Consider the following 21,243-nt stretch of genomic DNA (forward strand, 5'->3'; position numbering starts at 1 on the left):
GCTCGGGAAACATCATGTCCAATCGCCGCACCTTCGCGATCATCTCGCACCCTGACGCGGGTAAGACGACGCTCACCGAAAAGCTGCTGCTGCAGGGCGGCGCGATTCACTTGGCGGGCGAGGTCAAGGCGCGGGGACAAGCAAGGCGCGCGCGTTCGGACTGGATGAAGATCGAACAGCAGCGCGGGATTTCGGTCACATCGAGCGTGATGACGTTTCAGAAAGACGGGATCACCTTCAATCTGCTCGACACGCCGGGGCACGAGGATTTCTCCGAAGATACCTACCGCACCCTGACCGCCGTGGATTCGGCGGTGATGGTGATCGACGCGGCCAAGGGCATCGAGCCGCAGACGCGCAAGCTGTTCGAGGTCTGCCGGTTGCGCAGCGTGCCGATCATCACCTTCGTCAACAAGGTGGACCGCGAAGGCCGCGATCCGTTCGAGACGATGGACGAGGTGGCGGACATGCTGGCGCTCGACGTCAGCCCGCAGATGTGGCCGATCGGGATGGGCGGCGAGTTCGAGGGCATCCTCGATTTCGCCACCGATACGGTCAGCCGCCCCGAAGGCAATTCACGCGAATTTCTCGGGAAGCGTGATGCGGATGCGGCGATACCCGAGCGCTTCGCCGACGAGATCGAACTGGCGCGCGGCGGCTATCCCGAATTCGACCTCGAGGCATTTCGCAACGGCGACCTCACCCCGGTCTATTTCGGATCGGCGCTCAAGAATTTCGGTGTGACCGAACTGATCGACGCCATCGCCCGCCATGCCCCGCCGCCGCGCCCGCAGCCTGCAGGCGAGGAGCAGATCAGCCCCGAGCGTGACGAAGTGACCGGCTTCATCTTCAAGGTGCAGGCCAATATGGACCCCAACCACCGCGACCGCATCGCGTTCATGCGGCAGGTGTCGGGCACCTTTAAACGCGGCATGAAGCTGACGCCGTCAGGGCTGGGCAAGCCGATTGCGGTGCATTCACCGATCCTGTTCTTCGCGCAGGACCGCGAGATCGCCGATACCGCCGAGGCGGGTGACATCATCGGCATTCCCAACCACGGCACGCTGCGGGTCGGCGATACCCTGAGCGAGCGCAATCAGGTGCGATTCACCGGCTTACCCAACTTCGCGCCGGAAATCCTGCGCCGGGTGCAGTTGCGCGATCCGACCAAGACCAAGCAATTGCGCAAGGCATTGGACGACCTCAGCGAAGAGGGCGTGATCCAGGTGTTCTATCCCGAAATCGGATCGCAGCACATTGTCGGCGTGGTCGGGCAGTTGCAGCTGGAAGTGCTGATTTCGCGGCTCGAGGCCGAGTACAAGGTCGAAGCGGTGCTCGAACCATCGCCATTTGCCACGGCTCGCTGGATCAAGGGCGACGACAAGGCGCTCGACGAATTCGCCGGGTTCAACCGCGCCAATGTCGCCCGCGACCGCGATGGAGACATGGTGTTCATGGCCAAGAGTCCGTGGGATGTGAGCTATCAGGTCGAAAAGAACCCGCAGCTGACCTTCTCGGCGACCAAGGAGCGGTAGTCTTGCAGGAGCGGCAGGTTCGCGGCATGGCAGGTACCATGCACGACACCGGCCCTACTTCGCAGACCTTCATCTCGCAGCGACTTCGCCTCAATTACGAGGATTGGGGCGGCAGGGGAAAGCCCCCGCTGGTGCTGGTGCACGGCGGGCGCGATCATGCGCGTAGCTGGGACTGGACCGCCAAGGCACTGCGCGAAGAATACCACGTTATCGCGATGGACCACCGCGGCCACGGCGATAGCGACTGGGTATCGGACGGGGTCTATTCGGCGGCTGACATGGTCTATGATCTGGCGCAGCTGATCCATCAGCTCGGCGTCGGCCCGGTACGAATGGTGGCGCATTCGATGGGCGGCAATGTGGCGCTGCGATACGCAGGTACCTTCCCCGACATGGTTACCAAGCTGGTGGCGATCGAAGGGCTCGGCCCGTCGCCGGAACTGCGCGAAAAGCAGCGCGCCGTTCCGTACCCCGAGCGCCTCGCCGAATGGATCGAGAAGAAGCGCAAGGCAGCAGGGCGCACGCCGCGCAAATATGACAGCATCGAAGCCGCCTTCGCCCGGATGATCGAGGAAAACGCCTACCTCACCGAGGAACAGGCGCGGCATTTGACCGTCCACGGGGTCAACCGCAACGAGGACGGCACCTATAGCTGGAAGTTCGACCCACACCTCAACGTCTGGCAGGTCGAGGACGTGGCGGACGAATTCATCGCGGCGCTGTGGAGTGCGATCACCTGCCCCACGCTGCTGCTGTACGGCGCGGACAGCTGGGCTTCGAACCCGGAGAAGGACGGGCGGATGGTCCATTTCAACACCGCCAGCGTGATCGAGTTCGAAAAAGCCGGTCACTGGCTGCACCACGACCAGTTCGACCGCTTCATCGCCACCTTGCGCGATTTTCTTTAGGCGCAGGCGCGATGGCGGACTTCTTCGACCACCTCAATGATGATCACATGGCGATGATCGCTGCCCAGCCGGTGTTCTTCGTTGCCACCGCCGCCGCCGAGGGGCGCATCAATCTCAGCCCCAAGGGCTATGACGCGGTGCGGGTGCTGGGGCCGGACCGGATGGCATGGCTCGATCTGGGCGGATCGGGCAACGAAACCCACGCGCATCTTGTTGAAGATGGGCGGATCACGCTGATGTTCTGCAATTTTCAGCAGCCCGCGCTGATCCTCAGGGTTTATGGCCGCGGCGTTCCGGTGCTGCCGCAGGACGCTGATTGGGAGAATCTGGCAGCGCATTTCACGCTGCTTCCCGGCACCCGCCAGATCTTCGACATTGCGGTAGAAAGCGTGCAGACCAGCTGCGGCTGGGGCGTGCCGCTGATGACACTTGAAGACGAGCGGACGACCCTGGTCAAATATCACCGACAGGCCGATCCCGCGACGTGGGAGAGCAAGACCTCTGGACGCGTCCGCAGCATCGACGGCCTGCCGACCCGGCCGAGCGACCGCTACATCGCCGGCGAGTGAGCGGGCGGGGTGACTGAGCGCCCGTCGCAGCGCAATCCCTGCCTAATTTGTAATCATTTGATTAAAGCCTAGGCAAGATTTCTTCCGCATCTGCGAAGAATCCCGCCAAAATCGTTGCTGCAACTGCGTTACACAAATGTGGCACGCTAGTTGCATAACCTCCCGTGCCGGAATGGTCCGGCGCGACAGGGGGCATGAATGAAGTTCATCATCGCCATCATCAAGCCATTCAAGCTGGATGAAGTGCGTCAGGCGCTGAGCGCCATCGGCATAGCCGGGATGACGGTTACCGAGGTCAAGGGCTTCGGTCGCCAGAAAGGGCAGACCGAGATTTATCGGGGTGCCGAATATTCCACCAACATGCTGCCCAAGGTGAAGCTCGAAATCGCTGCAAACGACGAGATCGCCGGGCAGGTGGTGGAGACCATCCAGCAAACCGCCAACACCGGCTCAATCGGTGATGGCAAGATTTTCGTGCTCGATCTCGCATCGGCCACCCGCATCCGCACCGGCGAAGCCGGCGAAACCGCACTTTGAGGGGGACAGGGACCTTGGACCGTATTTTTCTTCGCCTTGCCGCCCTTGCTGTCGGCACCATGCTGGCTACCGAACCGGCGCTGGCCGCACCCGCTGTTCCCAATCCCGGCAACAATGCCTGGATGATGACATCGACCATTCTCGTGTTGCTGATGATCCTGCCGGGTCTCGCGCTGTTCTACGGCGGCCTCACCCGGTCAAAGAACATGCTCTCGACCATGACGCAGATCGGGGCAACTGCATGCCTCGCGATGCTGATCTGGGTGATGTGGGGCTACAGCCTCGCGTTTGGCGATACCACTTACGAAGGCACGCTCGGCCTGTTCATAAGCGGGGGCAGTTACTTTCTGTCCGGCACCGATGCCAGCAGCACGGCGGCGACCTTCACCGATGAAGTCATAAGCAAATATGTCTTCATCAGCTTCCAGATGACCTTCGCTGCAATCACCGCTGCGCTGATCCTCGGGGCGACGGCCGAACGCATGAAGTTCAGTGCGGTGATGGCCTTCGTGCCAATTTGGCTGACCATCGTTTACTTCCCGATAGCGCACATGGTGTGGGCGGGCGGCGGCCTGCTGTTCGAGGACGGCGCGCTCGACTTTGCCGGCGGCACCGTGGTCCACATCAACGCAGGGGTTTCCGGTCTGGTGCTGGCCTATCTGCTCGGCAAGCGTCGTGGCTATCCTTCGGAACCGATGCCCCCGCACAGCATGGTTATGACGATGATCGGCACGGGCTTGCTGTGGGTGGGTTGGTTCGGGTTCAACGCCGGTTCGGCGCTCGAAGCCGACGGTTCGGCCGGTCTTGCGATGATCAACACCTTCGTCGCAACAGCGGCAGGCGCGCTCACCTGGATGGTGATCGAGCGGGCTGCAGGCCACAAGGGCTCGGCGCTGGGCTTCTGCTCGGGTGTGATTGCCGGTCTCGTCGCGGTGACACCGGCGGCAGGTAATAGCGGCCCGTTCGGCGCGATCCTGCTCGGCATTCTGTCTTCCGCGGTCTGCTACATCTTTGTCGCCAAGGTGAAGGCGAAGTTCGGCTACGACGACTCGCTCGATGCTTTCGGCATCCACGGGATCGGCGGCATCGTCGGCGCGATCGGCACGGCGGTGGTTTACCAGCCCTTCCTCGGCGGCCCCGGCGACGGCTCGACCCCGCTCGCCGACCAGCTCGGTATCCAGACCTTCAGCGTTCTGGTGACCATTGGCTGGGCTGCCATCGGCACCTTGATTGCGGGCTTCCTCGTCAAGCTGACGATTGGCCTCAGGGTCGATGAAGAAGCCGAGATCAATGGCCTCGACATCTCTGAACACGGGGAGCGCGCCTACAACTAGGCACCTTCTCCACCAAGCTTGGCGGGGGGAGGCTCTCTCTCCCTCTCTTCTCCCCCCGCCTCACCTTGTTCCTCCTGCGAACGAACACACTTGATATGGCCGGAGTAGCGCAAGCTCTCCGGCCTTTTTTTGTTTGGATTGTTTATAATGCGACCGCGCCTCCGCACGGTCTTCCTCGGCGCTGTTTCTGTCGCTTCGCGCCAGAGCGCCTGCGGTCGGGCGGTCGCCCTTGCGGCCCCTTGGGCCGTTAGTGCGGTTCCACGGGGGAGAGCTGGTTAGGGCGCATAGCGACCGCAAGGCCGACCGACCGCCGCGCCTTATGGCGCGCAAGCCAAGCAGCGCGGACGCGCTGCGCCCGGCGCTTGAGGGCGAAACAAATTAACCTCTTTCCGCCGCCACCACGAAGTCCGCACACCGCTCTCCGATCATGATGCTCGGCGCGTTGGTGTTGCCGCTGACCAGCTTCGGCATCACGCTCGCGTCCGCCACCCACAGGCCTTCGATCCCGTTGAGCTTCAGCGTGGGATCGACCACTGCATCGGCGTCCGAACCCATGCGGCAGGTGCCGACCGGGTGATAGACCGTGTCGGCGCGGTTGCGGATCATGTCGTCCAGTGCTGCGTCGTCATTCAGATCGACGGGGTGACGGTCGGTCGGGCCATAGGCCTGCAACGGCGGCGCTTCGGCGATCCGGTGCGACAGGCGCACGCCTGCGCGCAGGCAGGCCATGTCGCGCTCGTCATCGAGGAAGTTGGGATTGATCAGCGGCGCAGCGGCAGCATTGGGCGAGCCCAGTCGCACCGTCCCGCGGCTTTCGGGGCGCAGCACGCAGGCGTGAAGCGAAAAGCCGTGCGCCTTGATCTTCTCGCGACCGTGATCTTCCAGCACCGCAGGGACGAAGTGCCACTGCACGTCGGGTGCGGGCGAATCGGGCAGCACCGTCCAGAACCCGCCCGCTTCGGCATAGGGGGTGGTCATCACGCCGCTCCGCTTGCGGCGATGTTCGATCATGGCCCCGACCATCCGCAGGCTTCCCTTCAGCGAACTGCCGATCGGAACGTCGCTGGACGTCTCCCAGCCGGAGACATAGTCGATATGGTCCTGCAGGTCGCTGCCGACCGCAGGCCGGTCGATCACCACGTCGATCCCGTGCTCCTTGAGGTGCGCCGCCGGGCCGATCCCGGACAGCATCAGGATCTGCGGGGTGTTGAAGGTTCCGGCGGACAGCACGACGCCGCGCCGGGCGAACAAGGTCTCCACCTTACCCTTGCGCCGCACCTTCACGCCTGTGACCCGGCCATCCTCGATCACCAGCTTTTCGACCAAAGTGTCGGTTCGCACCGTGACATTGCCCTGATCGCGGATCGGCTCGACATAGGCGCGCGCCGCAGACCAGCGTTCGCCATTGCGCTGGGTGACCTGATAGATGCCGAAGCCGTCCTGCCGATCGCCGTTGAAATCGCGCGTGGTGCGCAGTTGCAGCGCGGCGGCGGCTTCGACGAAGGCATGGCTGGCGGGATTGACGGCGGTCTGATCCGAAACGAACAGCGGGCCGCTCGCGCCGTGGTACTCATCCGCGCCGCGCTCGTTCGCTTCGGCGCGCTTGAAGTAGGGGAGTACGTCGTCGTAGCTCCAGCCGGTGCAGCCTTCCGCGGCCCAATTGTCGTAATCCCAGCGGTTGCCGCGGATATAGACCATAGCGTTGATCGCCGAGGAGCCACCAAGCCCGCGTCCGCGCGGCTGGTATCCGGTGCGTCCGTTCAGCCCCTTCTGCGGCACGGTGTCGTATCGGTAGTTCGATTTTTCCGGGATGAAGGGCATGAAGCCCGGCGTCTTGATCCAGACATTATTATTATGACCGCCGGCCTCGATCAGGCAGACGCGGCGCGTACCGTCGACAGCCAGACGGCCCGCAACGGCGCTGCCCGCACTGCCACCGCCGATGACGATGTAGTCGAAGCTTTCCATGTTCTCTCCCTTTTGGGGGGAGACTAGGCAGCTTCGGTTGCCTCTGCAATCGCGTTTCGAGACGCAACTGATGTTGCGGAGGGTGCATCATCCCCGCGGGTCCGAGCCTGCCAGCGTGCGCGGATCATGTCGGATGTCTCGCGGCTGCCGTCATGGGTCCAGCCGGGTTCGCGCAGCAGATAGCTCAGCTTGTGCCGCCACGGAGCACGCCAGATGTCCGCGATCATCCCGATCCATTCGTGGAACACCGCCCACAGCAGGTTGAAGCTGCCGAGCTGCTTCACGATGCCGTACCGGATCGCTTCGTCATCGCGCTCCGGCTCGAAGGTGCCGAACATCCGGTCCCAGATGATGAACACGCCCGCGTAATTTCGATCGAGATAGCGCGGGTTGGTGGCGTGGTGGACGCGGTGGTGCGACGGCGTGTTCATCACCGCCTCGAACCAGCGCGGCATGCGCCTGATCGCCTCGGTATGGATCCAGAACTGGTAGATGAGGTTGAACCCGCCACAGATCGCGATCATTGCCGGGTGAAAGCCGAGCAGCACCAGCGGCACCGCAAACAGGAAGCCGAAGGTGAACATGCCGGTCCACGTTTGCCGCAGCGCGGTCGACAGATTGTAGTTCTGCGAGGAATGGTGGTTCACATGGCTCGCCCACATCCACCGCACGCGGTGCCCGGCGCGGTGGACCCAGTAATATTTGAGGTCGTCGAGCACGAAGCACACCGGCCATGCCCACCACACGGCCCACCATTCGGGGCCGAAATCAAAGACCCGGTATTCGTAGGCGGCCAAAAACGCCGCGACCGCGAAACCGCCCAGCAACGCGCCTGCGACGGTCGAACCCAATCCGAAGGCGAGGCTGACGAGGGTATCCTTCGGCTCGTACGCTTCGGGCGCACGCAATTTGGCCCAGAGCATCTCGGCCAGAACCGCGACCACGAACAGCGGCACGGCATATTGGGTGGGGTTGAAATCAGGCATCGCCGGGCGATCCTAGCCGATTGATCGCGTCGGCCCAAGCGGCAGGATCGGGGATGGTCAGGAACACCCGGCCGAACCGCGCTTCCCCGCAATCGACGATGATGTTGAGGTCGCCCGATTCGCCCGATTCGCCCGTGAGCGTTGCGCGAGCGTGCGCTGTCAGTACGCGTCCGGCGAAGCGATTGCCGTGCGACTTGATCAGCATGATCCGGCCCCCGCCGTCGCGTGCCAGTGCGCCCGCGCCCTTCTCGTCGCAGGCAATGTCCACGGGAGTGAAGCCGTCGTCGACCTCGCCTGCGATTGCCCGGACTGCGTCAGCATGGTTGAGGGGCGCGCGCGGCCCGAGTCGCATCCACCACGCAAGACCCGCCAGCGCGACAATCGCGACCAGCGATCCGGCGGTTTGCAGCAAGAGCGGGGATGCCTCCACCCCGCCGCCTCAATGCGCGGCGAGCATGTCGATCAGCGCGCGAATCGGGCTGATATCGTAGCCCGCGCGGGCTGCGATGCGGGTGATTTCTTCGGGATCGCTGCCTTCCTTGGCCTCGGCTAGCGCCCACAGAAAGGTCGACCGGGTGCCAGAACGGCAATAGGCGAGAATCGGGCCCTCGGCCTGATCGAGCGCGGCGATCATCGCATCGACCTGCGGTTCGCTGAAGCCCGAATGGCCGATCGGAATCTCGACGTAATTGAGCCCCGCAGCCGCGGCGGCAGCAGCGATCTCGGCCCCTTGCGGCGCATCGGGGTCTTCCCCGTCGGGCCGATTATTGACGATCATCGTGATGCCCGAGGCCGCTGCCTCTGCGATATCGCCGACGGCAAGTTGCGGGCTGACCAGCACATTTTCGGTAAGTTTGCGAAATCCGCTCATGGTTCAATCCTGCCGTCGGGAGCCTTGATCCGCCGCCTCATGCCCAACCATGAAGGTTCGCACAAGCACCTGTGTCCACCTGTTGTGCAGCGCTGCGTCGCGGCCCGACTCCGGTTCCGGTAAAATCGTTCGCAAAGCAACTCGTTGTGCGCTATGGTCCGCCCGTAAATGTGCTCCGATCCATCGAGCTCGGGGTCACTGTGTCCGGTACGGCTCGCTGTCCACGTCATCGGCACACTGGAGGACGGGCAGCGTGGCAAGGTACGTTTCGAAATATGGGTTACGATAGGGGACGCCGGCGCGGACGCGACAAGCGCGACGGTTTCGGCGAAGAAGGCTTCGATCCGTTTGGCGGCGGGAATGACGGCTTCTCGCCTCCGCGCGAATTTGGCGGCGGCGGTGACCGGTTCGGCGGCGGCGGAGGCGGCGGCGATCGCTTCGGCGGCGGTGGCGGTGATCGCTTCGGCGGCGGCGGCCCACGTGGCGGTCCAGGCGGCGGTCCGCGCGGTCCGGGTGGCCCAGGCGGCGGTGCAGGCGCAGGCGGCTTCAGCCGCATGCCGGCCCAGGTCGTCGGCACCGGCAAGGGCATCGTGAAGTTCTTCAACAGCCAGAAGGGCTTCGGCTTCATCCAGCAGGAAGGTGGAGGCGAAGATGTCTTCGTCCATATCAGTGCGGTCGAGCGGGCCGGGCTGGAAAGCCTTGCCGAAGGGCAGGAGCTGCAGTTCAACCTGATCGATCGCGGCGGCAAGGTGTCGGCGCAGGATCTCCAGATCGTCGGCGATGTGATTGCAGCCCCGCAGAAGCCTGCGGCGCCGCAACGCGAACTCACCGGAGAACGCGTTACGGGGACGGTCAAGTTCTTCAACGCGATGAAGGGCTTCGGCTTTCTCGTGCGTGACGACGGACAGCCCGATGCTTTCGTGCACATCAGCGCGGTCGAGCGTTCCGGCCTTTCCGCCATCAACGAAGGCGAACGGTTCGAATTCGATCTCGAGGTCGACCGGCGCGGCAAGCACTCGGCGGTCAACCTCGTGCCGATTGAAGCCTGACGGCTTCTTTCCGGCCCGTACGCCATTTGACGCGCGCAGGTCGGAGGATTATTGAATTGCAGGTGGCGGCTCTGGTTAGGGCCGCCATTTGCGTTTTGTCCTACCCGCTCACCAATTCAGGGAAATACCGATGTCGATCACCCCGCTCATGCCCGTCTATCCGCGTTGCGGCGTGCGACCGGTACGCGGCGAGCACTGCCACCTGATTGACGAGGACGGGACCCGCTATCTCGATTTCGCCAGCGGCATTGCAGTCAATCTGCTTGGTCACTCGCACGAAGGCCTGATCGGGGCGATCCAGCAACAGGCCGCAACGCTGATGCATGTGTCGAACCTCTACGGCAGTCCGCAGGGCGAACGCCTCGCACAGATTTTGGTCGAAACTACCTTCGGCGACACTGTGTTCTTCACCAATTCCGGTGCCGAGGCGGTCGAGGCGGCGATCAAGACCGCGCGCGCCTATCATCAGAACGCAGGAGAGCATGGAGACGCCAGCCGGTTCGAGATCATCACCTTTCATAACGCCTTCCATGGCCGCACGATGGCGACCATCAGCGCATCGAACCAGGCCAAGATGCACCACGGCTTTTCGCCGCTGCTTGAGGGGTTCAAATATGCCCCCTTCGACGATCTCGAAGCCGTCAAGGCGCTGATCGGGCCGCATACCGCCGGGATCATGGTCGAGCCGATCCAGGGCGAGGGCGGTATTCGTCCGGCATCGCAGGAATTCATGCAGGGCCTGCGCGCGCTTGCCGACGAGCATGATCTCATGCTGATCCTCGACGAAGTGCAATGCGGCGTCGCGCGCACCGGAACGCTGTACGCCTATGAGCAATACGGGATCGAGCCCGATATCCTCGCGACCGCCAAGGGCATCGGCGGCGGGTTTCCGCTCGGCGCCTGCATCGCCACCGAAAAGGCCGCGCGCGGTATGACCTTCGGCACCCACGGATCGACCTATGGCGGCAATCCGCTGGCGATGGCAGCGGGAACCGCGGTGATGGAGGCGGTTGCCAACGAGCCATTCCTCGCCTCCGTCCGCGAAAAGGGCGAGCGGCTGCGCTCACGGCTCGAACAGTTCATCGGAAATTATCCCGAGCTGTTCGAACTGGTGCGCGGCAAGGGGCTGATGCTCGGTCTCAAGATGAAGGTGGAGAGCCGCCCGTTCTTCGTTCATCTGCGCGATCACCATCAGCTGCTGACAGTGGCGGCGGGTGACAATACCATCCGCATCATCCCGCCGCTGGTGATCGGCGATGCCGAGATCGACGAATTTTTCGACAAGCTTTCGGCCGGTGCCGCCAGCTTCAAGGTGCCTGAACCGGCATGACCGACGCTGGGGGGCAGTATCGGCATTTTCTCGACCTCGGCGATGCGGGGGCTGATGACGTCGCAGCGATGATCAACGACGCGATCGATCGAAAGGCCGCCCGCGCCGCTTTGCCCAAGGGCACGCCCGATGCTGATGCGCCGCTGGCGGGCCGCGTGCTTGCGCTTGTGTTCGAGAAAAACTCGACCCGCACCCGGGTCAGCTTCGATATGGCGATGCGCCAGCTGGGCGGCAGCGTGCTGTTTCTCGATACTACCTCAAGCCAGCTTGGGCGGGGCGAAACCATCGCTGACACTGCGCGTGTACTCAGCCGGATGGTCGACGGCATTATGCTGCGCACCGATGACCACGCGAAAATCGAGGAAATGGCACGGCACGCCGCCGTGCCGGTGATCAACGGCCTCACCGATCGTTCGCACCCCTGCCAGATTGTCGCCGATCTGCTAACCGTGATCGAGCATGGCAAGTCGCTTCCCGGGCTCGAAGTCGCGTGGTTTGGCGACGGCAACAACGTCCTGCATTCGATCCTCGAAGCGGCCGGGCTGTTCAAGTTCAACGTGCGGGTGGCGACACCGGCTGGTTACCAGCCCGACCCAGCATTCGTCGCCGCCGCGCGCGCCGAAGGGGTTGCCGTGTCGTTGACGCAGGACGCTGCGGCAGCAGCGCGAGGGGCAGATGTGCTCGTGACCGACACATGGATTTCGATGGGGCAGGCCGACGCGGAGGAAAAGCGCGCGGCAATGGCACCCTATCGGGTCGATGCTGCGCTGATGGCACAGGCGAAGGCGGATGCACTGTTCCTGCACTGCCTGCCCGCTCATGTCGGGGAGGAAGTCAGCGAGGATGTGTTCGAAGGCACGCAATCGGTGGTGTTCGACGAAGCCGAGAACCGCATCCACGCCCAGAAAGCGGTACTTTTGTGGTGCTTCGGACTGCTCGGCACCTGATCGCCGAGGGTGAGGGTCTTCCGTCGGCGGTGATCCGTCCCCATATGGCGGCGCATGACTGACACTGACGAGATATTTTCCGACAAGCTCATGGGCTTCACGCTTCCGGGCCGCAACGCGCGTGGTCGCCTTGTGCGGCTCGAAGGCGTGCTCGAGGACGTGTTGTCGGCGCATGATTACCCCCCGCCGATCACGCACCTGCTGGGCGAGGCGCTGGTGCTGGGTGCATTGATCGGTGGCTTGCTGAAGGGCGAAACCGCGCAGATGACGATGCAGGCCCAGACTAAAGGCGGGATCGTCAACCTGCTGGTGTGTGATTATCGCGCAGGCGCGGTTCGGGGGTATGCCGACTTCGACGCCGACCGGCTAGGCAGCCTTGGGGCCAACCCCTCGCTCGGCGCATTGTTCGGCGAAGGCTTTCTCGCAATTACCTTCGAGACTGAAGGGCGCCAGCGCTATCAGGGGATCGTCCCGCTGGAAGGCAGCAGCCTGGCCGAAGCGTGCGAGCTCTATTTCAGCCAGTCGGAGCAGATCCCCACACTGATCCGGGTGGCCAGCCGCGCCGGTGCAAGCGGCAGGACGGCCGCCGGGCTGCTGTTGCAGCATCTTGCCGATGGCGAGGAAGGGCGCGAGCGCCTGCATGTCCGTATGGATCACCCCGATTGGGAGCATGTGGCGATCATGGCCGGTTCGCTCAGCCATGACGAACTGCTCGATCCCGCACTCTCGCTCGAAGCCATCGCGTGGCGCCTTTTTCATGAAGAGGAAGAGGTGCGGGTGCTGCCCGGCGACAGATTGTCGCGCGGCTGTCGGTGCAGTGCCGAACACTACGCCACGATCATCGCCCGTTTTCCACCCGCCGAACAAGATGCGATGCGAAACGAGGATGGCGTGGTGGTGGTCGATTGCGCCTTTTGTTCGCGCCTGTTCGAATTGACAGTCTAGCGGTTCGTCGAAAACATTATGCAACAGGCGCGCAGATCGCCAATTCATACAAGCCATTCAGGCAATAAAAGGGCATGACTGCGGCCATGAAGCAGAATTCCAAAAAGCGTTTGCAGGCGATTGGCTGTGGCGGACTAATTATCTCCGCGCTTGCTGGACTGGCAGTGCCGGCACTTGCGCAGGGGAAGGGGCTGTCCATGCTCGGGACGCTGACCAAAGGCGAGTGGACCGTTAAGCACCGCGACGGTTCGCCTGACCGCAAGATCTGCGTGCGCGCTGGATACGAATTGATCCAGTTGAAGCACGTGGAGGGCGGATGCAGCCGATTCGTGGTGGAAGATGGCGCCGCCAAGGTCACGGTACAATATACGTGTCCCGGCAACGGCTATGGGCGCACCAGCATTCGCCGTGAAACCGCGGGTCTGGTGCAATTGGAAACCCAAGGCATTCACAAGGGGCTGCCGTTTCAGTTCGTCGCGGAAGCACGGCGCACCGGCAGTTGCTGAGCCGGGCCGATTGCCTTTAGACGCTGGCGTGATAGGGCCACAACATGAGTGCCTCGGAACCCGCTTCTTCGTCGCAATTGGCTGTTGTCCTGCTATCCGGCGGTCTGGATTCGATGGTCACCGCGGCGCTGGCCAAGGAGCAGGGGTTTGCCGTCCACGCGTTGAGTGTGGACTATGGACAGCGGCACCGGCTCGAGCTTGGATCCGCAAGGAGGATCGCGGAGCGTCTCGGGATTGCGCGCCACACAGAAATCGCGCTGGATTTGCGGGCCTTCGGGGGGTCAGCGCTGACGGACGCCATCGATGTGCCCAAAAGCGGGGTGGGCGCCGATATTCCAGTAACTTATGTCCCGGCACGCAATCTTGTATTCCTTGCCCTGACCACCGCCTGCGCAGAGGCAGCGGGCGCCCGCGATGTTTTCATCGGGGTCAATGCGCTCGACTACTCCGGCTATCCCGATTGCCGCCCTGAGTTCATCTCGAGTTTCGCAGAAACGGCTCGGCTTGGCACCAAGGCTGGAGTGGAAGGCGCCCCCTTTACAATCCATGCCCCGCTGCAGCACCTGAACAAAGCCGACATCGCTCGCGAATGCTACAGGTTGGGGCTGGACCCGGCATGGAGCTGGTCATGCTATGACCCGACGCCGGAGGGGCAGGCTTGCGGCCTTTGCGATTCGTGCCGCTTGCGCAGAAAGGGTTTTGCTGAAGCGGGGATTGTCGATAGCACCGCATATCGCGCATAGGCTGGATAACGGCGAGCGCAAAAACTGACACACGGGACAGAGGATCATTTCTTGAGTGAGGAAGCAGGCGCGGCCCGGAGCCGCGAGAACGATCCTGTGCCGGCATATAGCTGGTACGCTCTTGGGGTTCTGGTGCTGGTCTATGTCCTGAATTTCATCGACCGCCAGATCCTTTCGATCCTGGCCAACGACATCAAGGCCGATCTCGGGGTCGATGATGCCTTTCTGGGCTTCCTGTACGGCACGGCATTTGCGATCTTCTATGCATTGTTCGGAATTCCGCTTGGCCGGTTGGCGGACAGTTGGAAACGGGTGCGGCTGATGACTTTGGGGCTTGCCCTATGGTCAGCGATGACCGCCTTTTCCGGATTCGCGCGTGACGCGGCGACGCTTTCGGTGGCGCGGGTCGGAGTCGGGGTGGGTGAAGCAACCGCCAGTCCGTCAGCCTATTCGCTGATCTCCGACTGGTTCCCGGCGCGGCTGCGCGCAACTGCGCTCGCGATCTACAGCTCCGGCCTTTACATCGGCGGCGGCGTGTCGCTGGCGATCGGCGGCGTTATAGTAGACGGCTGGAACAAGGCCTTTCCTGATGGCGACCCAGTTCTCGGCTTGGCCGGGTGGCAAGCGGCATTTATTGCTGTGGGTTTGCCGGGACTGTTGCTTGCCGTGTGGGTGGCAACTTTGCGCGAACCGGTTCGCGGGGCGATTGATGGGATCACAACGCCAGAAGATCCGGAACCCTTTCGTGGCTTTGTTCGGGAACTCTACACGATCATTCCCGGGTTCACCTTCTTTGGTGCTGCAGAGCGCGGCTGGAAGAGCCTGATGGTGAATATTGCGGTGCTGTTGGCAGCTCTGATTGGCGCGCACCTGCTGACGATTACCCTCGGTTCGGGCGAAGGCGTTATTCTCAGGGAATTTGGCAAGCTGATGGGAGCCGAACTGCCGCCGATCACCGATCAGTGGCTACTTCTCGCCATCGGCTATTATGCGGTATTCTGCTGGGTGGCGGCGTTGCGTGTCCGCGACTATCCGACATTCGCACTGACTTGGGCTTCGCCAGCGTTCATGTGCACGATACTCGGCTATGGGACCGTCGCGTTCATGGCGTATTCCGCGTCCTATTGGGGGGCGCCTTACGCAGAGCGGACATTCGCCGGAATCTCGAAGTCGGAACTCGGCTTCTTTCTAGGCGGCGGCGGTGCGGCCGGCGGCTTTCTCGGAGTTGTTCTGGGCGGCCGTATGGCCGACATATTATTGCTCCGCACGCCTTCGGGCAGGGTTTGGGTGATTCTGTTCGGGCTGCTGAGCCCGATCCCTTTTGCTGTAATCCAGTACACCACAGATAGCTGGACATTATTCATAGTGCTCAACGCCGTCGTCAGCGCGCTTGCTGCTTCCGCGCTGGGCGCTGCCGCCGCAACCAGCCAGTCACTTGTTCTTCCCAGGATGCGTGGGACGGCGACCGCGACATTCTTTCTTGCGACAACTCTCGTGGGCCTTGCGCTCGGGCCGTATCTGGCGGGCTATGTCTCGGCGACGAGTGGTGACGACCTGTCCAAGGGTGTGATTTCCACCCTCTGGATCGCGCCTATTGGCCTCGCGTTGCTTATCGCAGCGATCCGATTGGTCCCGCGTGCGAACGCCACGATTGCCGATCGAGCAAAGGCAGCAGGCGAGGGGATCGCCTAATAGCTTCGTTCGCGTTCGCTGTGACGCTTGAAGGCTCGGCCGTTTGCGTCCGCTGACTGATGATGATCCCCGAATTCATTTTCAGTAGGCTGGTTGTGCATTGCGAGCCGGTGGTATCGCAGGTGCTAGGCTTCCATGATTTGTCGGACACACCTGCCGGGCTTCTCACCCCTTGGCAGCAAATTGATCTGACAAAAAAAGGGGCCGGATTTCTCCGGCCCCTTTTCTGATGTTTGCCTGAGGCAGTGACTTACATGCCCGAGCCAGGGCCGTAGGTCACTTCGACGCGGCGGTTCTGCGCTTCGCGAACACCATCAGCAGTCGGAACGCGCGGCTGAGATTCGCCAAACGCTTCGCTGGTGATACGGCCATCGGGCACGCCGCGACCGCTGAGGTAGCTGCGAACCGATGCGTTACGACGCTCGGCAAGCCCCATGTTGTACTTCACCGAACCAGCGCGGTCAGTGTGACCAGCCAGCATCACGCTTGCAGTGCCGCAGTTTGCATAAGCGGTGACCGCATTATTGAGGATGGTCGCCGCTTCGGCAGTGATGTCCGACTTATCGAAGTCGAAGAACACAATGTACGGACCCGTGTTGCACGGCGCAGGTGGCGGCGGCGGGGGGGGGGGCGGGGGCGGCGGTGCTTCTTCGCCACCGAAGTTATACGTGATCGAACCCAGCAGCGAGTGTGTGGTCAATTTGGTTTCAAGGTCACGGCCAAGCGGGTCAACCAGATTGATGCCGGGAGCGTTGAAATAACGATACTTGAGGCCAACGTCCCAGGAGTCGCTGAGAGGTGCGCGGATACCCGCAAGCACCTGCCACGCAAACCCGGTATCGGAGTCGTCCCAGACACCCGCACCATTCGCGTTCACGCGGCCATCCATGTCGACACGAGCAACACCGACACCGCCGCCGGCAAACGCCTGCAGCCCATCGTCGTCACCGAAATCGAAGAGGCCGTTGAGCATGAAGCTAAGAGCGTTGACTTCGCCAAGTGCGTCGCGGGGACCTGAGAAGGTGTTGCCGCCCGTGTCGAGCGCGAGGCCTTGCGTCCCGGCGGTAACACTTTCAAGATCGGCTGCGCGGTAGCTTGCTTCCGTTTCGAGACGGAACGCACCAAAATCGTAGCCGACTGCCGCACCAAAATCGTAATCGGTGTCGTAATCGGCGGATGAATCTCCATCAACGCCATTGACGTCCAGAGTCTGGTCTTCGACAACCATGACGCCGCCGTCGCCCTGAATGTACCACTGGCCCTCACGGGCGAGGGCGGGCGAGGTCAGCGCGGTCGAAGCCATCGCCATTCCTATGACGAATTTGCGCATTCTAAAATTCCCCTTTGTTATCGACTTGAGGCACCGGAGGTCTCTATCTTTTCCCCATTAAAGAGGCAAGCAGTCAATAGATGGCTGGTGTTGCAAGAATGCCTCTATAGCGAGTTTGTGAAGAAAAATACAACACAGTGTCTCGCGCCGGGCGCTTCAAGGGATCCCGGTGGGAAGGACGCCGATCGCCTGCATACTTTCGATAAGTTGCAAAAGGACGGCGCGGGCCTCTGCGTCAATGATAGAGCCCCCTTCGGGCACATCCGGCACATTGGCTGCCTGCCAGCCTGAACGGAAGCACAACCATTGGCTGGCGGCCCGGTCGAACAGCAGCGCTCCCTCCGTAGGGGCAATGAAGTGCCAGGATCCGCCGATGCTGATGGCCAAGTGATCGGAATGAAGGTGCCATGCACCTTCGGCGGGCGCGTTGATCCTGTAGCAATCACCATCCGACACGCTTGCCGGGGGCTCGTTCAACGAGGCGGCGACCGCACGTTGTGAATGCGCGTCCAAGATGGAAAAGGCCTGATTTACAAAAAATTCCTTCTGTGCTTGGCCGGCAGGCATGGCTGTGTTGAGGGCCGCGCAGAGAATCCGGCTCTGCAGCCGAGAACAACTGTGCCTGCGCTCCGCTAGCGAACCGGATTCGGTGTAATGATGGTTCGAAGTGGGGGCGTTCATCCGGCGGGTAGATTGCCATCAGCCCGCTTTCGCCTTCGACCATTACCGAGCGAGCCTCGGCCAAGGAGGACGAAACCAGCGCGATCCGTGCCGCGGGGTGGCAATCGGCGACCATGCGGACCCATTCGGCCCCCGTCCGGGTTTTGCCGAACCCGCGTCCCGCCATGATCATCCAGATGCGCCATTCACCGGTCGGAGCCAGCTGTTCGGGACGGGCGAATACCGGCCATTGAAATCGGAACTGGTTCTTTTCGCGCTGGCTGAGGTGATGGACGAGCCGCTTGCGGGCTTCTGGTGGTGCTGTGCTGTACCATGCGAGCGGTTCGATCATCAGGCTTACTGTTCTCCCGCTCTGGCTTTGCTCATGCGGTGCCGGATTTCCTCGATCTTGCGGTCGATTGAAGCGCGTACTTCGGCGGCGCTGACGTCACGTTCGCGGCTTTGACCGGCAGTAGCGGAGTCGCGATGCGCGGAGAGCAAGCGGATGGCGTTGGCGAAATCGAATTTCTCGTTGTCGGTGGTTTTGAAGTTGCCCTCGCGCAGGCGGCGCAGGACTTCCATTTCCAGGTGGGAATAGCCTTCGGACAGCGCTGCCTGCCATTGCCGGGCAAAATCGGGCTGCGCGCGGCGGAGGCGATAGACGCGGCTGACGTCGACCCCGGCGTGTTCGGCCGAACGGGTGACGTTGGAGCTTTCGGCCAGGTGATCCAGAAACCGAGTGCGCCAGTTGCGATCTCTCGCGGCACCGGACCGGTTGGGGGCATTGTTTTGCGCAGGGTCACGCTTCGCCATTGGCAATACTCCATGCGAAGACAACAAAAAGGCGGCACTTCCGGTGGGAAGGCCGCCCTGCTGGCGAATCGCTATTTCTCGACTATGCCTATCTCTAGGCGATGCTGTCTTTTACAAACCCACGGCTAAGGCTTTGCTTTGGCGCGATTTGTCAACCCCCTAGCAGCCAAGCGCCTAAGCTAATGGCGATGAACGCAAATCCGAACAGCCACGCGATCAGCAGCGCACCAGCTTCGAGTTCTGTTGCAGATGGGCGGCGCATGGCGGGGCTTAACCGTATTGGTGAGGGGGAATAGCCACGCAAAGATCAGAGCTTACCTCGCTGCTCCCACAGATAGGCCTTCACCTCTTCCCTTTGGAACTCCAAGTGCTGAATGGTGGGCCTCATCATCATTCGATCCACTAACGCATCAAAGTGGTCGTGTTGCCCCCGCTCCCAGCGATAAGTGATGAACTCTAGATTTTCCCAAACTCGAATGTTGTTATCGTCAGTTCGGACTTCCTCAACGTACGGAAGGAACTTGAGATATGTGCGTGTCAGCCTTCCTCGCTCCATGCGCCTCATCAACTCTTCATCAACGTCTCCGCATATGACAGCGGAGGCGAGAACCTCATAATAGTTCAGAAGAAACTCGATTTTAGCGCAATCCCTAGCGTGGGCCTTGACGGCCAGAGATGGTATCCTGCCCTTTTTGATCAGAGCAACTGCGTGATTCACGCAATCCTCCAATTCCGCCCAGCCGTTAAGGCGGTCAATCACCTGAAAAGTGTGTTGTTTTCTGAGCAACTTTCTCTGTTGTCTGGACGTGTAGAAAATTCCTGCAATCGCCATTATCGCGGCTGCGATTATTGATAACCCCTCGTCCACACAGCCCCCAACGAAAAAGGCCCCCGAGTCGGGGGCCTTATCTCAGATTTTTGATCTTGCTTCTCTCATCGGGCTACTCCCTCTGCATGGAGCCTATCTAACCTCTCCATATGTGCCACGCAAGTCCTAAGAGTTTCTTGCTGTACCTAGCCTGTCTCACCCTTGGGCTTCGCGACCAGCTTACCCAAGCGCTCCTTGAAGCGCTGCTCGTCGTCGTCGCACTCAAGTTCGCGCGCGGCATCCTTGAACTTATCGATCTGGGGCTTTTCGGGCTTGTCCATTGTCACTCCTTAGCAGAGCTTAGAGTTCGCGCCCAGTCGCGCAGCGCGTCAGAGTAAAGCAATAAAGCGCTCTCACGGTCGTCGGCGATTACCCCGATTTGCAGACGGTCTTCGCGGTTCGACCGCGCCAACCACCCCCCACAGATACGCTGGATCAATCGAGGCTCTTGTTGAAAAGTTTTCATCGCGCTTCACTCCAGTTTGGGTACTGACAGCGATTAGAAATAAATTTCGCATATATGTCAAATGGATAAGCCTTGTAACCGCGCCCCTAGTGTGGACGGTGTACATCGTGAACAAACTGTTGCGTTTGTCCGTCCAAAGAGTATTATGCCGCAGCAACTTAGAGGCAACGGAGCGATTCTATGCCAGTCACAACAGACCAACCAGCGCCATATGCGCCCGCTTCTGCGGTCCTGGACTTGATTGACCGGCACCGTAGCCGTGGTTTGCCCCCAGTTATCGATGCTGATGTTCTGGCGCGGGCTGGTGTGTCCGACAGCCTTATCCCGCGCACTCTCCAGAGCATGAAGGTGCTTGATCTACTTACAGAAGATGGTCGGCCAAGTGAGGTCTTTGAGGGCATCCGTCTGGCTCCCACCCACGAGTACGAGCAGCGTCTAGCCCAATGGCTCAACGCGGCGTATGCTGACGCGCTCACTTATGTGGATCCGGCAACGGATGATGAGGTCGCAATCCGCGACGCATTCCGGAAGTACATTCCGACAGGCCAGCAAGGCCGAATGGTCACCTTGTTCATGGGACTGTTCACAGCCGCTGGCGTTATGCCCCAGCGTCAGAAGTCACAGGTACCAGCAAAGCCTAAGAACGCCACCCCGCGCCTCGGGGCTATCAAAGCCCGCGCGCCTTCGCCTACTCCCCCTACGAAGAACCCGCCGATGGTGACGAATCCCAGCGGCGTTGGGCAAGCTAGCGGGCTTCCCGCAGCCCTTGCGGGGCTTTTGGCTACCCTTCCACCTGAGGGCGGGTCTTGGCCGCAAGAGCGCCGCGACAAGTTCTTGAACACCTTCGCGGTGGTTTTGGACTACACCTACCCCGTTGGGAATCCCCCTGCGGAAAAGGATACGGCGGACAGTCAATGACCATCCGCCGCCAATTTCCCGTGCTGCACGTCGACCTCGCCAAAGGATCGTGCGGCGCACCACCCGAACGAAAAGGAGGGCATTATGGTCTGGCAAGCCATCCATAGGAGATAAGTTTCGGCCTTTGGCCGTTCCAATCCCTGCCCCCTTCCAGAAGGGGTAAGAGCAACGGCGCGCTTCCAATCCAACCGGCGGCGCGCCGTTGTGCGTCCATAGCACGCTCTATCTGAAAATGGAATCACTAGCCTTCGCCCCTTCCATCGCCCGC

Annotated in this window: 22 protein-coding genes and 1 pseudogene; 13 read left to right on the forward strand and 10 right to left on the reverse strand. The window is 61.7% G+C overall.

What is annotated here, in order from left to right:
- Positions 1-14 precede the first annotated feature (14 nt).
- From J3454_RS10365 to J3454_RS10385, 5 genes are all read left to right on the forward strand, one after another.
- Positions 15-1,535 (forward strand): peptide chain release factor 3, encoded by a 1,521-nt coding sequence (locus J3454_RS10365; protein WP_349513682.1) that lies wholly within the window; start codon positions 15-17, stop codon positions 1,533-1,535.
- 38 nt (positions 1,536-1,573) lie between these two features.
- The gene (locus J3454_RS10370) at positions 1,574-2,443 is read left to right on the forward strand and encodes an alpha/beta fold hydrolase (protein ID WP_349513937.1); all 870 of its coding nucleotides are present in this window, start codon (positions 1,574-1,576) and stop codon (positions 2,441-2,443) included.
- Positions 2,444-2,454: 11 nt separating this feature from the next.
- Complete coding sequence (locus J3454_RS10375) at positions 2,455-3,012, forward strand: pyridoxamine 5'-phosphate oxidase family protein (RefSeq protein ID WP_349513683.1); 558 nt, start codon at positions 2,455-2,457, stop codon at positions 3,010-3,012.
- Between the two features lie 198 nt (positions 3,013-3,210).
- Positions 3,211-3,549 (forward strand): P-II family nitrogen regulator, encoded by a 339-nt coding sequence (locus J3454_RS10380; RefSeq protein ID WP_349513684.1) that lies wholly within the window; start codon positions 3,211-3,213, stop codon positions 3,547-3,549.
- Between the two features lie 59 nt (positions 3,550-3,608).
- The gene (locus tag J3454_RS10385) at positions 3,609-4,883 is read left to right on the forward strand and encodes an ammonium transporter (protein ID WP_349513938.1); all 1,275 of its coding nucleotides are present in this window, start codon (positions 3,609-3,611) and stop codon (positions 4,881-4,883) included.
- Positions 4,884-5,261: 378 nt separating this feature from the next.
- Here the strand turns inward: J3454_RS10385 and J3454_RS10390 are convergent, their stop codons facing one another.
- From J3454_RS10390 to J3454_RS10405, 4 genes are read right to left on the reverse strand one after another with little or no spacing between them, the layout of a single operon-like run.
- The gene (locus J3454_RS10390; protein ID WP_349513685.1) at positions 5,262-6,851 is read right to left on the reverse strand and encodes a GMC family oxidoreductase; all 1,590 of its coding nucleotides are present in this window, start codon (positions 6,849-6,851) and stop codon (positions 5,262-5,264) included.
- A 23-nt stretch (positions 6,852-6,874) separates the two neighbouring features.
- Positions 6,875-7,837, reverse strand: a complete 963-nt coding sequence (locus J3454_RS10395; protein WP_349513686.1) for a sterol desaturase family protein — start codon at positions 7,835-7,837, stop codon at positions 6,875-6,877.
- Positions 7,830-8,249 carry a hypothetical protein gene (locus tag J3454_RS10400; RefSeq protein ID WP_349513687.1) on the reverse strand — a complete coding sequence of 140 codons (420 nt, stop codon included), beginning with the start codon at positions 8,247-8,249 and terminating at the stop codon, positions 7,830-7,832. The genes J3454_RS10395 and J3454_RS10400 overlap by 8 nt, the downstream gene beginning before the upstream one ends.
- A 27-nt stretch (positions 8,250-8,276) precedes the next feature.
- On the reverse strand, positions 8,277-8,708 hold the full coding sequence (locus J3454_RS10405) for a protein tyrosine phosphatase family protein (RefSeq protein ID WP_349513688.1): 432 nt from the start codon (positions 8,706-8,708) through the stop codon (positions 8,277-8,279).
- A gap of 275 nt (positions 8,709-8,983) precedes the next feature.
- On the opposite strand from J3454_RS10405, the gene J3454_RS10410 reads away from it, so the two are divergent.
- From J3454_RS10410 to J3454_RS10440, 7 genes are all read left to right on the forward strand, one after another.
- Entirely contained in the window at positions 8,984-9,757 is a 774-nt protein-coding gene (locus tag J3454_RS10410) for a cold-shock protein (protein ID WP_349513689.1), read from the forward strand.
- Between the two features lie 130 nt (positions 9,758-9,887).
- Positions 9,888-11,087, forward strand: a complete 1,200-nt coding sequence (locus J3454_RS10415) for an aspartate aminotransferase family protein (RefSeq protein WP_349513690.1) — start codon at positions 9,888-9,890, stop codon at positions 11,085-11,087.
- Positions 11,084-12,034 (forward strand): ornithine carbamoyltransferase, encoded by a 951-nt coding sequence (gene argF / locus J3454_RS10420; protein WP_349513691.1) that lies wholly within the window; start codon positions 11,084-11,086, stop codon positions 12,032-12,034. The genes J3454_RS10415 and argF overlap by 4 nt, the downstream gene beginning before the upstream one ends.
- 54 nt (positions 12,035-12,088) lie before the next feature.
- Positions 12,089-12,979, forward strand: a complete 891-nt coding sequence (hslO, locus tag J3454_RS10425; protein ID WP_349513692.1) for an Hsp33 family molecular chaperone HslO — start codon at positions 12,089-12,091, stop codon at positions 12,977-12,979.
- A gap of 86 nt (positions 12,980-13,065) precedes the next feature.
- Positions 13,066-13,485 (forward strand): hypothetical protein, encoded by a 420-nt coding sequence (locus tag J3454_RS10430; protein ID WP_349513693.1) that lies wholly within the window; start codon positions 13,066-13,068, stop codon positions 13,483-13,485.
- Positions 13,486-13,529: 44 nt separating this feature from the next.
- The gene (queC, locus tag J3454_RS10435) at positions 13,530-14,228 is read left to right on the forward strand and encodes a 7-cyano-7-deazaguanine synthase QueC (RefSeq protein ID WP_349513694.1); all 699 of its coding nucleotides are present in this window, start codon (positions 13,530-13,532) and stop codon (positions 14,226-14,228) included.
- A gap of 51 nt (positions 14,229-14,279) precedes the next feature.
- Positions 14,280-15,920 (forward strand): MFS transporter, encoded by a 1,641-nt coding sequence (locus J3454_RS10440; protein ID WP_349513695.1) that lies wholly within the window; start codon positions 14,280-14,282, stop codon positions 15,918-15,920.
- A 250-nt stretch (positions 15,921-16,170) separates the two neighbouring features.
- Here J3454_RS10440 and J3454_RS10445 read toward each other — a convergent pair whose 3' ends face one another.
- The 6 genes and pseudogenes from J3454_RS10445 to J3454_RS10470 all read right to left on the reverse strand — a co-directional run bounded on the left by J3454_RS10445 (position 16,171) and on the right by J3454_RS10470 (position 19,872).
- Positions 16,171-17,250 carry an OmpA family protein gene (locus tag J3454_RS10445; RefSeq protein ID WP_349513696.1) on the reverse strand — a complete coding sequence of 360 codons (1,080 nt, stop codon included), beginning with the start codon at positions 17,248-17,250 and terminating at the stop codon, positions 16,171-16,173.
- A 156-nt stretch (positions 17,251-17,406) separates the two neighbouring features.
- Positions 17,407-17,931, reverse strand: coding sequence for a DUF2793 domain-containing protein (locus J3454_RS10450; RefSeq protein ID WP_349513697.1), 525 nt, complete (start codon positions 17,929-17,931; stop codon positions 17,407-17,409).
- A pseudogene (locus tag J3454_RS10455) lies at positions 17,876-18,262 on the reverse strand (terminase large subunit domain-containing protein); the annotation flags it as partial. The gene J3454_RS10450 and the pseudogene J3454_RS10455, both read right to left, overlap by 56 nt.
- Before the next feature lie 5 nt (positions 18,263-18,267).
- Entirely contained in the window at positions 18,268-18,723 is a 456-nt protein-coding gene (locus tag J3454_RS10460) for a hypothetical protein (protein ID WP_349513698.1), read from the reverse strand.
- A 307-nt stretch (positions 18,724-19,030) separates the two neighbouring features.
- Positions 19,031-19,591 (reverse strand): DUF4760 domain-containing protein, encoded by a 561-nt coding sequence (locus J3454_RS10465; protein WP_349513699.1) that lies wholly within the window; start codon positions 19,589-19,591, stop codon positions 19,031-19,033.
- A gap of 146 nt (positions 19,592-19,737) precedes the next feature.
- Positions 19,738-19,872: a hypothetical protein gene (locus J3454_RS10470; RefSeq protein WP_349513700.1), complete on the reverse strand. Its 135-nt coding sequence runs from the start codon at positions 19,870-19,872 to the stop codon at positions 19,738-19,740.
- Positions 19,873-20,237: 365 nt separating this feature from the next.
- Between J3454_RS10470 and J3454_RS16195 the strand changes: the two genes are divergently transcribed.
- Entirely contained in the window at positions 20,238-20,975 is a 738-nt protein-coding gene (locus J3454_RS16195) for a DUF5343 domain-containing protein (protein WP_502878579.1), read from the forward strand.
- The last annotated feature ends 268 nt before the right edge of the window (positions 20,976-21,243 follow it).

The sequence above is a fragment of the Erythrobacter sp. NFXS35 genome (genome assembly GCF_040148725.1).
GTDB lineage: Bacteria > Pseudomonadota > Alphaproteobacteria > Sphingomonadales > Sphingomonadaceae > Erythrobacter.

What these genes read in the sequence shown, in the direction of transcription:
- J3454_RS10365 (WP_349513682.1), top strand. Translation starts at nt 15, where the DNA reads ATGTCCAATCGCCGCACCTTCGCGATCATCTCGCACCCTGACGCGGGT.
- J3454_RS10370 (WP_349513937.1), top strand. Translation starts at nt 1,574, where the DNA reads ATGCACGACACCGGCCCTACTTCGCAGACCTTCATCTCGCAGCGACTT.
- J3454_RS10375 (WP_349513683.1), top strand. Translation starts at nt 2,455, where the DNA reads ATGGCGGACTTCTTCGACCACCTCAATGATGATCACATGGCGATGATC.
- J3454_RS10380 (WP_349513684.1), top strand. Translation starts at nt 3,211, where the DNA reads ATGAAGTTCATCATCGCCATCATCAAGCCATTCAAGCTGGATGAAGTG.
- J3454_RS10385 (WP_349513938.1), top strand. Translation starts at nt 3,609, where the DNA reads ATGCTGGCTACCGAACCGGCGCTGGCCGCACCCGCTGTTCCCAATCCC.
- J3454_RS10390 (WP_349513685.1), bottom strand. Translation starts at nt 6,851, where the DNA reads ATGGAAAGCTTCGACTACATCGTCATCGGCGGTGGCAGTGCGGGCAGC.
- J3454_RS10395 (WP_349513686.1), bottom strand. Translation starts at nt 7,837, where the DNA reads ATGCCTGATTTCAACCCCACCCAATATGCCGTGCCGCTGTTCGTGGTC.
- J3454_RS10405 (WP_349513688.1), bottom strand. Translation starts at nt 8,708, where the DNA reads ATGAGCGGATTTCGCAAACTTACCGAAAATGTGCTGGTCAGCCCGCAA.
- J3454_RS10410 (WP_349513689.1), top strand. Translation starts at nt 8,984, where the DNA reads ATGGGTTACGATAGGGGACGCCGGCGCGGACGCGACAAGCGCGACGGT.
- J3454_RS10415 (WP_349513690.1), top strand. Translation starts at nt 9,888, where the DNA reads ATGTCGATCACCCCGCTCATGCCCGTCTATCCGCGTTGCGGCGTGCGA.
- argF (WP_349513691.1), top strand. Translation starts at nt 11,084, where the DNA reads ATGACCGACGCTGGGGGGCAGTATCGGCATTTTCTCGACCTCGGCGAT.
- hslO (WP_349513692.1), top strand. Translation starts at nt 12,089, where the DNA reads ATGACTGACACTGACGAGATATTTTCCGACAAGCTCATGGGCTTCACG.
- J3454_RS10430 (WP_349513693.1), top strand. Translation starts at nt 13,066, where the DNA reads ATGAAGCAGAATTCCAAAAAGCGTTTGCAGGCGATTGGCTGTGGCGGA.
- queC (WP_349513694.1), top strand. Translation starts at nt 13,530, where the DNA reads ATGAGTGCCTCGGAACCCGCTTCTTCGTCGCAATTGGCTGTTGTCCTG.
- J3454_RS10445 (WP_349513696.1), bottom strand. Translation starts at nt 17,250, where the DNA reads ATGCGCAAATTCGTCATAGGAATGGCGATGGCTTCGACCGCGCTGACC.
- J3454_RS10450 (WP_349513697.1), bottom strand. Translation starts at nt 17,931, where the DNA reads ATGAACGCCCCCACTTCGAACCATCATTACACCGAATCCGGTTCGCTA.
- J3454_RS10460 (WP_349513698.1), bottom strand. Translation starts at nt 18,723, where the DNA reads ATGGCGAAGCGTGACCCTGCGCAAAACAATGCCCCCAACCGGTCCGGT.
- J3454_RS10470 (WP_349513700.1), bottom strand. Translation starts at nt 19,872, where the DNA reads ATGGACAAGCCCGAAAAGCCCCAGATCGATAAGTTCAAGGATGCCGCG.
- J3454_RS16195 (WP_502878579.1), top strand. Translation starts at nt 20,238, where the DNA reads ATGCCAGTCACAACAGACCAACCAGCGCCATATGCGCCCGCTTCTGCG.